The organism is Stenotrophomonas sp. SKA14 (genome assembly GCF_000158575.1).
In the GTDB taxonomy this organism is placed as follows: domain Bacteria; phylum Pseudomonadota; class Gammaproteobacteria; order Xanthomonadales; family Xanthomonadaceae; genus Stenotrophomonas; species Stenotrophomonas forensis.
On record NZ_DS999412.1, the window covers coordinates 4,107,864 to 4,121,442 of the forward strand.

Annotated in this window: 8 protein-coding genes; 2 read left to right on the forward strand and 6 right to left on the reverse strand. The window is 67.4% G+C overall.

The annotated features are described in order from the left end of the window. The 3 genes from SSKA14_RS18630 to SSKA14_RS18640 form a co-directional block, all read right to left on the reverse strand. Positions 1-1,187, reverse strand: a 1,187-nt coding sequence (locus SSKA14_RS18630; protein ID WP_040009822.1) for a DUF819 family protein, incomplete at its 3' end; no start/stop codon positions are given. A 131-nt stretch (positions 1,188-1,318) separates the two neighbouring features. Continuing rightward, positions 1,319-3,397: a S9 family peptidase gene (locus SSKA14_RS18635; protein ID WP_040008528.1), complete on the reverse strand. Its 2,079-nt coding sequence runs from the start codon at positions 3,395-3,397 to the stop codon at positions 1,319-1,321. 255 nt (positions 3,398-3,652) lie between these two features. After that, positions 3,653-5,617, reverse strand: coding sequence for an oligopeptide transporter, OPT family (locus tag SSKA14_RS18640; protein WP_040008529.1), 1,965 nt, complete (start codon positions 5,615-5,617; stop codon positions 3,653-3,655). A gap of 255 nt (positions 5,618-5,872) precedes the next feature. Between SSKA14_RS18640 and SSKA14_RS18645 the strand changes: the two genes are divergently transcribed. After that, positions 5,873-7,627, forward strand: a complete 1,755-nt coding sequence (locus tag SSKA14_RS18645) for an oligopeptide:H+ symporter (RefSeq protein ID WP_008266061.1) — start codon at positions 5,873-5,875, stop codon at positions 7,625-7,627. 21 nt (positions 7,628-7,648) lie between these two features. On the opposite strand, the gene SSKA14_RS18650 is transcribed toward SSKA14_RS18645, so the two are convergent. The 3 genes from SSKA14_RS18650 to SSKA14_RS18660 form a co-directional block, all read right to left on the reverse strand. Beyond that, positions 7,649-9,634 carry a prolyl oligopeptidase family serine peptidase gene (locus tag SSKA14_RS18650; protein WP_008265134.1) on the reverse strand — a complete coding sequence of 662 codons (1,986 nt, stop codon included), beginning with the start codon at positions 9,632-9,634 and terminating at the stop codon, positions 7,649-7,651. 72 nt (positions 9,635-9,706) lie between these two features. Continuing rightward, the gene (locus SSKA14_RS18655) at positions 9,707-11,689 is read right to left on the reverse strand and encodes a S9 family peptidase (protein WP_008268307.1); all 1,983 of its coding nucleotides are present in this window, start codon (positions 11,687-11,689) and stop codon (positions 9,707-9,709) included. Positions 11,690-11,857: 168 nt separating this feature from the next. Continuing rightward, positions 11,858-12,493: a LysE family transporter gene (locus tag SSKA14_RS18660; RefSeq protein ID WP_008267441.1), complete on the reverse strand. Its 636-nt coding sequence runs from the start codon at positions 12,491-12,493 to the stop codon at positions 11,858-11,860. Positions 12,494-12,632: 139 nt separating this feature from the next. Between SSKA14_RS18660 and SSKA14_RS18665 the strand changes: the two genes are divergently transcribed. Beyond that, entirely contained in the window at positions 12,633-13,538 is a 906-nt protein-coding gene (locus SSKA14_RS18665) for a LysR family transcriptional regulator ArgP (RefSeq protein WP_008267669.1), read from the forward strand. The last annotated feature ends 41 nt before the right edge of the window (positions 13,539-13,579 follow it).

A 13,579-nucleotide genomic window follows, 5' to 3' on the forward strand; every position in this document is an offset into this window, starting at 1 on the left:
CCGGTGGCGTAGCCCATCGTACCCAGCAGCACGCCGACCGGCGCCAGGGCCGGATGGAACGCCGCGGCCACCACCGGTGCCGAGGCCGGGCCACCGATGTTCGACTGCGAACCGATGGCGAAGTAGAAGAACGGTACCTTCAGCAGCTTGCCCAGGCACCACAGCAGCACGATGTGCACGGCGATCCAGATCAGGCCGAGCAGGAACAGCCACGGGCGGTCCAGCAGCGCCAGCAGATCCATCTGCATGCCGATGCAGGCGATCAGGAAGTACAGCAGCAGCGAGCCCAGCCGCGAAGCGCCCGCGCCTTCCAGGGTGCGCGCACGGGTGAAACTGAGCCCCAGGCCCAGCGTGGTCGACAGCACCACCACCCACACGAACGGCGCGTCGAGGCTGAACTGCGCGGCCCAGCTGACGTTCGCCTTGAACCATGCGGCCAAGGGCGCACCGATCGCATGCGCCAGGCCGACGCCACCGAAGGCCACCGCCACGATCAGCATCAGGTCGGTGAGGCTGGGAATGCGCTCGTGCTCAGCCTGGAAGCGCGCGATGCGCTCCTTCAGCTCGTCGATGGCCGAGGTATCGGCGCCACTGCGTGCATCGATCTTTGCCGCGCGGCCGGCCAGGAAGATCAGCGCCGCCATCCACACGTAACCGACGCCGACATCGACCACGGCGAACTGGCCGAAGGTGGTGGCGTTGACGTCGAACACTTCGCGCATCGCCAGCATGTTGGCGCCGCCACCGATCCAGCTGCCGGCCAGCGCGGCCATGCCGGCCCAGGTATCGCCGGCCACGGTGTCGGGATGGATCGCGCGCATCAGCAGGAAGGCCACCACCGCGCCGAGCATGATGCTGGCAGAAGCGCCCAGGTACATCAGCACCAGCTTCGGGCCCAGCCGCAGGATGCCCTTGATGTCCACCGCCAGGGTCAGCAGGATCAGCGCCGCCGGCAGCAGGATGTCGCGCGCGACCGGGTTGTAGAGTTTGGTGTTCTGGCCGTCGATCAAGCCGACGGTGTTGTAGATGCCGGGAAGCAGATAGCACAGCAGCAGCGCCGGCACGAAGGTGTAGAAGCGCTTCCACAGCCCCTGCTCGCGCGAGGCGGTCCAGAACACGGCGCCGAGGGTGGCGGCGATCAAACCGAAGACGACGATGTCGTTCTGGATCAGGGCGGTCGAGGGCATGCAGGCGCTCTGGGTAGTGCCGGCCGCTGGCCGGCAATCTGGCAGGGGTGGAAAGCAGAATGGGGTTGCCGGCCAGCGGCCGGCACTACCAGAAAGCAGAGCGCCGCCCCGAAGGGCGGCGCCGAAGGCGCTTATTGGCCGATGTGCTGCTTCAGCCAGGCATTTACGGTGTCATGCCACAGGATGCTGTTGTTCGGCTTCAGCACCCAGTGGTTCTCGTCCGGGAAGTACAGGAACTTCGATTCGATGCCCTGGCGCTGGGCGGCGGTGAAGGCAGCCAGGCCCTGCTCGACCGGAATGCGGAAGTCCTGCTGGCCGTGGATGACCAGGATCGGCTTCTTCCAGTCCGCCACGTGGTTGACCGGGTTGAACTTCTCGTAATTCGCGGCCTTCTGGTACGGGGTACCGCCCTGCTCCCACTCGGTGAACCACAGTTCCTCGGTGGCGTAACCCATCATGCGCTGGTCGAACACGCCGTCATGGTTGACCAGGCACTTGAACGGGCTGTTCCAGTTGCCGGCGATCCAGTTGACCATGAAGCCGCCATAGCTGGCGCCCAGCGCACAGGCCTTGTCGCCGTTGAGGAAGGAATACTTCTTCAGCGCCGCGTCCCAGCCCTTCTGCAGGTCTTCCAGCGGGCGGTCGCCCCAGTGCTGGCTGATCGCATCGGTGAAGGCCTGGCCGTAACCGGTGGAACCGTGGAAGTCGATCATCACCACCGCGTAGCCCTGGCCGGCGTACGTCTGCGGGTTCCAGCGGTAGCTCCAGCCGTTGCCGAAGCTGCCCTGCGGGCCGCCGTGGATCAGGAACGCGACCGGGTAGGACTTGCCTTCCTGGTAGTTGTGCGGCTTGACCACGTAGCCGTGCACGGTGTCGTTGTTCCAGCCCTTGAACTCGAACTGCTCGTAGTCGCCGAAGGACACGTCCTTCAGCACGTCGCCAGCGGCCGGTGTCAGCGCGCGCAGCTCGCCGATCGGCTGGCCAGCGGCCGGCAGCAGGCCGACCAGCACCTGGTCGTTGCTCTTCAGGCTGTTGCGGGTGATCGCCACGCTGTTGCCGGCCACGTCGACCGCGGTCACGCTGCCGTCGCCGATCAGCTTGGTGGCCTTGCCGCTGGCCACGTCGATCTGGAACAGCGGGTGTTCGCCCAGGTCATCGGCGGTGGTGTAGATGCTGGCGCCGTCGGCGGACAGGGTGATGCCACCGGCCGAGCGATCCCACTGCGGGGCGATCTCGCGGGTCTTGCCGCTGGCCAGGTCCATCGCCATCAGGCCGAAGCGGTCGGCCTCGAAGCCCGGGCGCTTCATCGCGCGGTAGAACAGGGTCTTGCCGTCGGCGCTGAACACCGGGCCGGCATCCCAGGCCGGGTTGGCGGCGGTCAGGTTGACCGGCGCCTGCTTGCCGGCAGCGTCGAAGCGGTACAGGTCGAAGTTGGTCGACCACGGCTCCTGCTTGCCGGCCACGCGGATGCTGGCCACTACGCTGGCGCCATCCGGCGACCACGCGAAGTCATCATTGCCGCCGAACGGCTTGGACGGTGCATCACCGTCGATGGTCGCGCTCAGCGCCGACGCGCCCTTGACCGGGCCGGCCTTGGCCGCCGGCAGCGGTGCCACGAACAGGGTGTTGCGGCGGCCGTCATTCCAGGTATCCCAGTGGCGCACGAACAGCGAATCGAAGACCTTGCCGCTGGCCTTGGCGTCCTTGTTGTCCTTGAGCTTCTTCTCGGTGCAGGCCAGGTCCGAGGCGCACGCCTGGAACACGCCGGCGCTGAACAGCACGCGGTCGTCCTGCGGCGACACGTGGTAGCTGTCCACGTCGACGGCGAAGTCGGTCAGCTGGCGCGGCGTGCCGCCGCTGAGCGGCTGTGCATACAGCTGCTGGCTGCCGCTCTTGCCGCTGAGGAAGTACACGGTCTGGCCATCGGCCGACAGCGACGCGGAATTGACGTTCCAGCCGGCCGGGGTGATCTGCTTCGGCGGCGCCGCATCACGGGTGAGCAGGTTCCGCGCGAACAGCGCGGTGGAGGCCTTCAGGTTGGCATCCACGCTGCGCTTGGCGAACACCACGGTGCCGCCGTCAGCGGTCAGTACCGGCGCGGAAACGCGGTCCATGGCCACCATGTCGCGGACTTCCAGGCCACGGGCAGCGGCAACGCTGGGCAGGGCGGCCAGCAGGCTCAGTGGCAGCAGGGCATGACGCAGTTTCATCGGGGTCTCCGCAGGACGGCAAAAAACCGATGGTAGGCCCGTGCGGCCGGGGCTGCCAAGGCCATCGGTCATGGCTGTGATCGAGCAGCCGCCAGAACGGGCAAACCCGCGCCGAAGCGGGGTTTGCGGTAGTGCCGGCCGCTGGCCGGCACTCATGGGCCTTCATGGGTTCCGGGGTTGCCGGCCAGCGGCCGGCACTACCCATCAAACCTGGGGTCAGAGCCCTTCCCTGCCGGAAGGGATCCGACCCACCCCTTACGCCACGGCGCGCTTGCCGGTGCGGTAGATCAGCCAGCCGACCACGAACAGCACGGCCAGGCCGATCCACTGTGCGCCCGGCAGGTGGAACGGCACGGCCAGCACGTCGGCGCGGCTGCTGACCACGATCGGCACGGCGATGGCGATGCCCATCAGCGCTTCGCCGGTGATCAGGCCGGCAGCGAACAGCACGCCCGGCTTGTGCACGCGGTCGCGGCCTTCTTCGTCATCGGCGCGCACCTTGTGGAAGCGCTCGACCAGGTGGGCAATCAGGCCACCGAGGAAGATCGGCACCATCAGTTCCAGCGGCAGGTAGATACCGATGGCGGCAGCCAGCACCGGCACGCGGAAACGTGCATTGCGAGACTTCAGCCAGCTGTCGAAGGCGATGATCGCGGCGCCGACCACGGCACCGATGCCGATGAAGGTCCACGGCAGCTCACCACCGAACAGACCCTTGGCCACCGAGGCCATCAGGTTGGCCTGCGGCGCGGCCAGTGCGTTCGGGTGCAGCTCGGACTTCACGCCGATGCCGTAGGCGGTGGCCAGCAGGTTCAGCACCGGGGCCATGATCAGCGCGCACGAGAACGCACCGATGCCCAGCATCAGCTGCTGCTTCCACGGGGTGGCGCCGACGATGTAGCCGGCCTTGAGGTCCTGCAGGTTGTCACCGCCGACCGCCGCGGCACAGCACACCACCGCGCCGATCATGATGGCGGCCACTGCACCCAGCGGCGCACCGAAGGCACCCACCGGCTGCAGTCCATCCTTGCCCAGCAGCAGCACCAGCACCGCCGAGGCGAACAGGATGGTGGAAATGGTGATGCCCGAGACCGGGTTGTTGGACGAGCCGATCAGGCCGGCCAGGTAGGCCGAGACCGAGACGAACAGGAAGCCGGCGACGATCATGATGAGAGTCATCGGGATCGACACATGCCACTGGCCGACGATGGCCTGGTACAGGGCCAGCAGCGGCAGCACGAAGACCACCAGGGCCACCAGCATCCACTTCATCGGCAGGTCGCGCTCGGTGTGCGCCAGCACCGGGCCACCGCTCTTGCGCGCGGCGGCAAAGCCGCTCTTGACGCCATTGAGCAGCGACTTGCGCAGCGAGATCAGGGTCCAGATGCCACCGATCAGCATCGCGCCGACGCCCAGGTAACGCATCTTCGCGCCCCAGATGGCGAACGCCGCCTCGGTGGACGAAGCTGCAGCAACCGACGCGGCCAGCGCCGGATCGGTGTTCATGAAGAACGCCTGGTAGATCGGGATAGCGATGTGCCAGGTCAGGATCGAACCGGACACCACCACGATGCCGACGTTGAGGCCGACGATGTAGCCCACGCCCAGCAGCGCCGGCGACAGGTTGGTGCCGATGAAGGCAGTGACCTTGGAGCTGCCGACGTAGGCCGAGGTGGCCCACGCATCGGGAATCAGGCGCATGCCGCTTTCGGCGGCCAGCTTGACAAAGGCACCGATCACCGCCGACAGGCCGAGGATCTTCAGGCCCGGGCCCGGGTTCTCACCGGCCTTGAGCACTTCGGCGGCGGCCTTGCCTTCCGGGAAGGGCAGCGGGTCTTCGACGATCATCGAACGGCGCAGCGGCACCGAGAACAGCACGCCCAGCAGGCCACCCAGGCCGGCGATGCCCAGCACCCACCAGTACTTGAAGTCGGGCCAGTAGCCCATGATCACCAGCGCGGGGATGGTGAAGATCACACCGGCGGCGATCGACGAACCGGCCGAAGCACCGGTCTGCACGATGTTGTTCTCGAGGATGGAGCCACCGCCCAGCAGGCGCAGCACGCCCATGGAAATCACCGCGGCGGGAATGGCGGTGGCGATGGTCAGGCCTGCGAACAGACCGAGGTAGGCGTTTGCGGCCGACAGCACCACCGCCAGCACAATGGCCAGGGCCACTGCGCGGAAGGTGAGCTGCTTGGGCGCAGCGTCGTGGTTCATGGAAGCCCCTGCTGGCAAAAAATCCCGATCACGCTAGCGTTCAGGGGGCGTCACGTCCAGTGCGGTTGGTCACCGCCGGCCCAGGCCCGGCGGCCTGCCCGGCCAGTACAGCAAGGTCAACCGGCCGATCCGGCAAAGCCCGGCGGCATCCACGGCAAAAAGGGGACGGAGGGGATTAAGTCGTATTTGGCATAAGCGCGGTGCTCCCCTTCATCCCCTTCTATAATCGCGCCCTTTCCGCTGTTCCCGCCGTCGATGACCGTTGCCGCTACCGCCTCCGACGACTTCCTGGGCCATCCCAAGGGCGTCTACGTCTGCTTCTTCACCGAGATGTGGGAGCGCTTCTCCTTCTATGGCATGAAGGCGCTGCTGCTGCTCTACCTGACCAAGTACCACCTGTTCGGCGACAAGGCCGGGCTGGACCTGCTCGGCGCCTACGGCGGGCTGGTGTACTGCATCCCGGTGTTCGGCGGCATGCTGGCCGACCGCTGGCTGGGCATGCGCCGGGCGGTGCTGTTCGGCGGCATCCTGCTGGTGCTCGGCCATCTGGGCATGGCCTTCGAGGGCCATGCCGCGTACCGGGTGAACGGCGAAGTGGTGCGCGACACCTCGGCGCTGGCGGTGACCTACCTGTCGCTGGCGCTGATCATCATGGGCGTGGGCTTCCTGAAGCCGAACATCTCCACCATCGTCGGCAAGCTCTACGCCAAGGACGATCCGCGCCGTGACTCGGGCTTCTCGCTGTTTTACGCCGGCATCAACCTGGGCGCGCTGTTCTCCTCGCTGGTATGCGGCTTCCTCGGTGAGGCCTACGGGTGGAAGTACGGCTTCGGCGCGGCCGGCATCGGCATGCTGGCCGGCCTGGCGATGTTCCTGTGGGGCCAGAAATACCTGCAGGGCCATGCCGAACCGCCGCAGCCGGCCGCGCTGAGGCAGAAGGTGCTGGGCCTGCCCCGCGAATGGCTCATCTATCTGTGCGCGGTGCTCGGCGTGCTGCCGGTGGCGTGGCTGATGTGGGCCGCCGGCAACGGTGCCTTCGCGCTGGGTGGTGAAATCAGCCTGGCATTGATGCTGATGCTGGTGGTGCTGGGCGGCGTGCTGGTCTGGTTCGCGTGGTTCACCGGCACGAAGTGCACGCCGGTACAGCGCCAGCAGATGATCGCGCTGATGGTGCTGATCTTCATGGCGCTGGTGTTCTTCACGATGTACGAGCAGTCGTATGGCTCGTGGGTGACCTTCACCGACCGCCTGCTGACCAAGGACATCGTGCCCTCGCTGGTGATCACCGGCGGCACTCCGTTGCCGTGGTCGATCATCTCGCTGTTGCTGGCACCGTTGGGCTTCGTGGTCAGCGCGCGCCTGTCCGAGCGGCGCCCCGGTTCGGCCGCACCGCGTGCGTTCTTCATCGGCATCGTGGCACTGATGCTGGTGCTGCTGGTGCGCGACTGCCTGGTGATTCCGCAGACCGCCGGTTCGCTGACCTACCTCGGCGGCCTGTTCCTGGTACTGCTGGCACCGGCCTTCGCCGCGTTGTGGACGTGGATGGACCGCCGCGGCTGGGAGCCGGGCAAGCCGGTGAAGTCGGCATGGGGCCTGGTGATCGGTGCGCTGTCGTTCGTGCCGCTGGCGCTGGCAGCGCAGCAGGTCGGCGCCACCGGTGAGATGGCCAGCGTCTGGTGGCTGGTGCTGGCCTACTTCCTGCTGGCCAGCGGCGAGATGTGCCTGTCGCCGGTCGGCCTTTCCGCAGTGACCCAGCTGGCGGTGCCACGGGTGATGAGCCTGATGATGGGCACCTGGTTCCTGGCCACTGCATTCTCGGAAACGCTGGCCGCACTGTTCGGCAAGCTCGCCGCCATCGATGTGCCGGAAGGCGAATCACTCGACATGGTGGCTGCCGCCGGTGCCTATGCGCACCTGTTCTGGCTGCTGATGTGGATTGGCCTGGGCTGCGCCGTGCTCGCCTTCATCGCTGCGCCGTTGTTGAAGCGGATGATGCACGGGGTGAAGTAGGCCCGGTGCAGCGGCGCCCACTCAGGGCGCCGTGGCCTTTTCCACCGATGCTGCAACCTGGGCGTTCGCCCCGCCCAAGTGCTTCGACAGGAACGCCAGCAGGCGCGTGTAGTAATCGCGCTGGCTGGCTTCGCCGTAGAAGCCATGCCCTTCGCGCGGGTAGTACACCGCTTCCACCGGCACCCCGGCCTGCTTCAGGGCCGCTTCCATCCGCTGCGTGTGCTGCACCGGCGCACGCGCGTCTTCGCGCCCGGCCGCCAGCAGCACCGGCACCGTGATCCGGGCCGCCAGATTCACCGGCGAGACCGCTGCCAACGCCGCGGGATCGCCGAGCCATTCATTCAGGTAGTTCACGCCCGAAGCGCGGTCCTGGATATCACCGCGCTTGAACATCAGCGGCAGGTCATACACGCCCACATAGCCCGCAGCGCACCGGTACAACGCCGGCTCACGCACGGCGCCCATCATGGCCGAGTACGCGCCGTAGCTGGCGCCATAGATGCAGATGCGCTGCGGGTCGGCGATGCCTTCGGCAATGGCCCAGCGCGTGGCGTCGGTCACGTCATCCTGCATGGCCTGGCCCCATTGCTTCGCCGCAGCCTGCGTGTGGGCACGACCATAGTTGCCCGAGCCGCGGAAATTGACCTGCAGCACCGCATAGCCGGCTGCGGCCAGCAGCTGGTTGTCACGCTCGAAGCCACCATCATCGAACTCGCCGATGGGCCCGCCGTGCGGCATCACGACCATCGGCAGGCGGCGGCCGTCACTGCCCTTGGGTACGGTCAGGAAGCCGTGCAACGGCAGGCCATCGCGCGCAGTGAGGGCGATCGGACGCACGCTGGCAGCTCCGTCGCGGTCGAACCAGCGCTGGCGCGCGGTCACGAACGCCGCTTCCCGGGTGGCGGTATTGAACATGAACCAGTCGCCGGGATTGCCGCCCGAACTGACCTTGACCAGGATACGCGCGTTGTCACGGGTGGCCGACAGCAGGCTGACCCGCTGCCCGGGGAAGGCCTTTTCCAGCATGCGCTGGATCCGCGCGGTGGACGACTGCTCGTCGAAGAACGCGCTGCGCGCGGTCGCTCCCACGAACTGCACGCCGACCGGCACACGGCTGCCCGGCTGGTAGATGATGGAGGCCGGGTCGACCACCGCGTCGCGTAGCAGGGTTTGCCGCTCGTCGGTCTGTGGATTCCAGCTGACTACCGCATCCGGGCCGGTGGCCTGTTCGACGATGAGGTAGGCCAGCTGGTTGTCGGCGGAAAAACCGATGGGGCGTTCGATGCGGTGGCTGCTGCCCTCGTCGTTGAGCAGGGTCCAGCGCCCATCGTCCTGCCGGTAGTAGAGCTTGTTGATGTTGTCCGCGGCAGCGCCGCGGGCAAAGCGCAGGACGCCGGCGTTGTCGGTGGTGAACGTTGCCCGCTGCACCGGCGACCGCGAGACCAGCACGCGGCGGCCGGTGATGACATCCATCCGCTCAAGCCGTGCGCTGGTGTCGTTGGCGAACGGCCACAGCGAGATCAGCACGTTGCGCTCGTCACCAGCCAGCGGATCGGCCAGGAACGCCGCCACCGGCTCGACCACGCGACCGCTGACCAGGCCAGGCTCATCCGGCCGCGCGCGGTAGCCGACCAGAAGATCCCCGCGCTTGCCGTCGGCATCCATCGCGTAGAGCTCGCCTGTGGAGCGCGGCGCATCCAGCGCGCCCCACTTCTCGGCCAGCCCGATCAGCAGGCGACGGTCGCTCACCCAATCGACGCTGTTGGCGTGGTTGTTGCGCGGCGGCCGGAAGTTGCCGACCAGTTCCATCGTGCTGGTGCGCAGGACGGCCACCGCCGTTGCCCCTTCCAGCGGCAGGGTCATGGCCAGGTACTCGCCGGTGGGCGACAGCTGGATGTCGTTGAACTCGGCGCGCCGCAGGTAGTCGTCCAGCGCGATGTCGGTTGTGTGCGCATGGCCGGCACCACACAGCAACAGCAGGACGGCGAGCAGCAATGCATGCTTCATGGTGTCCCCTTGTGACCGGGCAGCCTGGCTGCCCGGCATGTCGAAGCGCGCGTCCCGCGCGCGCCGATGCAGTTACGGTGCCTTGCCGCCGCCGGTCTGTGCCGCTTCGCCGGCGGTGGCCCCGCCCAGGCTGCGCGACAGGAAGGCCAGCAGCCGGCTGTAGTAGGTGCGCTGGTTGGCCAGGTTGTAGAAGCCATGCCCTTCGTTCTTGACGTACAGGCTCTCCACCGGCGAGCCGGCCTTCTTCAACGCCGCCTCCATGCGCTCGCTGTGCACGATCGGTGCGCGCTGGTCCTGGCCGCCTGCGGCCAGGAACACCGGCACCCGCACCTGCCCGGCCAGGTTCACCGGCGAGCGCTCGGCCAGCTCATTGGGCGACCCCAGCCAGTTGCGCAGGTACGCCAGGCCTGATTCATCGCTCTGGATATCGCCGCGGGCATACATCAGCGGCAAGTCGTAGATGCCGACATAACCGGCCGCACACTGGTAGAGACCCGGCTCGCGCACCGCGCCCATCATCGCCGCATAGGCGCCGTAGCTGGCGCCGTAGATGCAGATGCGGTCCTTGTCCGCCACGCCCTGCTCGATGGCCCAGCGCGTGGCATCGGTGACGTCATCCTGCATCGACAGCCCCCATTGCTTGCGCGCTGCCTGCATGTGCGCCCGGCCATAGCCGGAAGAACCGCGGAAATTGACCTGCAGCACCGCGTAGCCAGCCGCTGCCAGCATCTGGGTCTCGGCCTCGTAGGCGCCATGGTCGGAAACACCGATCGGCCCACCGTGCGGCAGTACCACCATCGGCAGTGCACGCGCCTCGAGCCCATGCGGGATCGTCAGGAAGCCGTGCAGCGGGCGACCATCGCGCGCCTTGACGCTGATCGGGTGGACCTCGGCGGTCAGCGCCGGGTCGACCCAGTCGCTGCGGCTGATCAGGTGCCGGGCGCTCTTGCCCACCGTGTCATACAGATAGAAGTCGCCCGGATTGCGGCCTGACCAGCTCTCCACCAGCACGGTCCTGCCATCACGCGTGCTGGAGGTGATGTAGACCGGGCCTCCCAGGCCCGCTTCAAGGCTGCGGTAGAGGCGCGCTTCGTCCGACGCGTCATCGAAGAACGCCGTTCGCGGCGCGCCGCCAAGGAACAGCGCCCCCACCGGCACACGGCTGCCGGGGCGACGGATGATGCGTGCCGGATCGGCGGTTTCATCGCACAGCACGGTGCGCCGCTCATTGCTCTGCGGGTCCCAGCTGACAATCGCGTCGGGCCCTTCCACCTGCTCGACCTGCAGATAGGCCAGGCGACCGTCGGCCGAAAAACCGAGGGGGACTTCGGTGCGCTTGCTCAGGGCCTCGTCGTTAAGCAGGACCCACTCGCTGTTGCTGCCCGCCCTGTAGTAGAGCTTCTGCGTTCCATCGGTGACGGCAGCGCGCGCGAAACGCACCTCGCCCTGCTCATCGGTGGTGAAGTGCGCATCGGCAACCGGCGCGCGCGCCACCGCGTTGCGGCGACCGGTCATCACATCCATGCGCTCGATCTGCGCATGCGTGTTGCCGACAAAGGGAACCACGGTGACCAGCACGTTGCGGTCGTCGTCCTTCAGTTCGTCGCTGAGGTACGCAGCGACCATGCCCGCCGGCTTGACCTTGATGTTGGTACCCAGGCTCTGGTCGGCAACCCGGTACCCCACCAGCAGTTCGCCGCCCTTGCCGTTGGCATTGATGCCGAACAGCTCGCCGGTCGGCGTGGGCCGGTCCAGCAGCCCGAGTTTCTGCGCCATGCCCACCAGCAACCGCTCGTTGCTGACCCAGTCGAAAGTGTGGGCGTGGTCGTTGCGCGGCGGACGGAAGCTGCCGACCATCTTCATGTCGGCAATGCGATAGATCGCCAGTGCCGTCCCGGCTTCCAGCGGTACCGTGGCGGCAACGTACTCTCCGCCCGGCGAAATCTTGATGTCGGTGAACGATTCCTGCCGCAGAAAACGATCCAGATCCAGCGCCGCCGCCGCTGCCCCGCCTGACAAAGCCCCCAGCACCAAAGCCAGCACAATCCTGCGCATCCTTCCCCCCATGGAAAACCGGACAGCCTGTCCGGATACGCGATTCTAGGCACGTACATGCGGCGGATGCCACAGGGGCAAAAAAAACGACGGCACCGTTGCCGGTGCCGTCGCTACCACTACCTTGGAGAGAGAGTCAGGACGTGGGTTCGGGGGGCGTGCGCCGGGTCAGTGGACCCCGCGCACCGCCAACATGAGGGCCAGGATGCTGAGGATCACGGCGATGGTGCCGTCCAGCACGCGCCAGGTACCGGGCTTGGTGAACAGCGGCGCCAGCAGGCGCGCGCCCAGGCCCTGCGCGGTCAGCCAAAGGCAGCTGGCGGTGACCACGCCGGCGGCGAACGCCATGCGGGCATTGCCGAAGTTCTCGGCAATCGAGCCGATCACCATCATGTCCAGCCAGAAATGCGGGTTGATCAGCGAGAAACCGACCGCGGCCATCAGTACGGCACGGCGGCTGCCGTCATCGCTGTCAGCCTCGCCCATGCCGCCGCCACCGGCAATCGCACGGCGCGCCGACTTCATCGCATACCAGGCCAGGAACGCCACACCGGTCCACAGCACGGCGGTGGTCAGCCACGGCAGCGCCGAGGTGAGCGTGCGCAGGCCGGCCACGCTGGCAAAGATGAAGATGGCATCGATGGCCGCGCAGGTGGCAACCACCGGCACGATGTGCTTGCGCAGGATGCCCTGGCGCAGAATGAAGGCGCTCTGGGCCCCGACCACGGCGAACAGGCCGATGCCGGTAGCTGCACCAGAGAACCAGGCACCGAGGCCGGTGCTGGCGGAGATGACCGAGAACATGGGATTGACTGCCTTGTGTTGCTTGAGGGGGACGGTGCCTCGCGAAGGCGGACAGCACCGGAACGGGCGCCATTGTCGCGCCGCAACATGAAAAAGACGAGCTAAACTTCCTAAACCAACATTAGCGGAACTTAATTCGATGCGTATCGACCATGCCCAGCTGCGCGCCCTGGCCGCGGTGATCCGCGAAGGCAGCTTCGACCGCGCCGCACAGTCGCTGAACGTCACCCCTTCGGCCATCTCGCAGCGGGTCAAGGCGCTGGAGGACCGGGTCGGCCGCCTGCTGGTCAAGCGCGGCACCCCGGCCACCGCCACCGCCGAGGGCCAGGTGCTGGTGCAGCTGGCCGAGCAGACCGCCCTGCTCGAACACGACGCGCTGCACCGGATGGGCCTGGCCGACGAGGACCTGCCCCAGGCCAGCATTCCGGTGGCGGTGAACCACGACAGCCTGGAGACCTGGTTCCCGCAGGCCGCCTCGCAGTTCGCGCAGAGCACCGGCACCACCCTGGACCTGCGCGTGGAAGACCAGGACCACACCGTGGAACTGCTGCGCCAGGGCACCGTGCTGGGCGCGGTGACCACCCTGGACGAGCCGGTGCAGGGCTGCCAGATCCACGCACTGGGCAGCATCCGCTACGCCGCGACCTGCACCCCGGAGTTCCGCGAGCGCCACTTCGCCAAGGGCGTGACCGCTCAGGCGCTGGCGCAGGCACCGGTACTGGTGTTCAACCGCAAGGACGACATGCAGTCGCGCTTTGCCCGGCGCATGGCCGGCGACGATCTGCCCAGCACGGCGCCGACCTGGTGGATTCCCTCCACCCGCGCCTTCGTGCAGGCCAACCTGGGCGGCATGGGCTGGACCATGAACCCCCTGCCGCTGGTCAAGCGGCACCTGGATGCCGGCCGCCTGGTCTACGTGCGCCAGCGCGCGTGGGAAGACGTGCCTCTGTACTGGCAGCACTGGAAGGGCGATGTGCAGACCATGGCATTGCTGACCCGCGCGGTGCTGGACGCCTCCTCGGCGCTGATCCGGCGCAAGCGCTGATCGGCGCTCCATGCAATCTCCACGCGCCCTCCACACCGGGT

What these genes read in the sequence shown, in the direction of transcription:
- SSKA14_RS18665 (WP_008267669.1), top strand. Translation starts at nt 12,633, where the DNA reads ATGCGTATCGACCATGCCCAGCTGCGCGCCCTGGCCGCGGTGATCCGC.
- SSKA14_RS18655 (WP_008268307.1), bottom strand. Translation starts at nt 11,689, where the DNA reads ATGCGCAGGATTGTGCTGGCTTTGGTGCTGGGGGCTTTGTCAGGCGGG.
- SSKA14_RS18660 (WP_008267441.1), bottom strand. Translation starts at nt 12,493, where the DNA reads ATGTTCTCGGTCATCTCCGCCAGCACCGGCCTCGGTGCCTGGTTCTCT.
- SSKA14_RS18650 (WP_008265134.1), bottom strand. Translation starts at nt 9,634, where the DNA reads ATGAAGCATGCATTGCTGCTCGCCGTCCTGCTGTTGCTGTGTGGTGCC.
- SSKA14_RS18645 (WP_008266061.1), top strand. Translation starts at nt 5,873, where the DNA reads ATGACCGTTGCCGCTACCGCCTCCGACGACTTCCTGGGCCATCCCAAG.
- SSKA14_RS18635 (WP_040008528.1), bottom strand. Translation starts at nt 3,397, where the DNA reads ATGAAACTGCGTCATGCCCTGCTGCCACTGAGCCTGCTGGCCGCCCTG.
- SSKA14_RS18640 (WP_040008529.1), bottom strand. Translation starts at nt 5,617, where the DNA reads ATGAACCACGACGCTGCGCCCAAGCAGCTCACCTTCCGCGCAGTGGCC.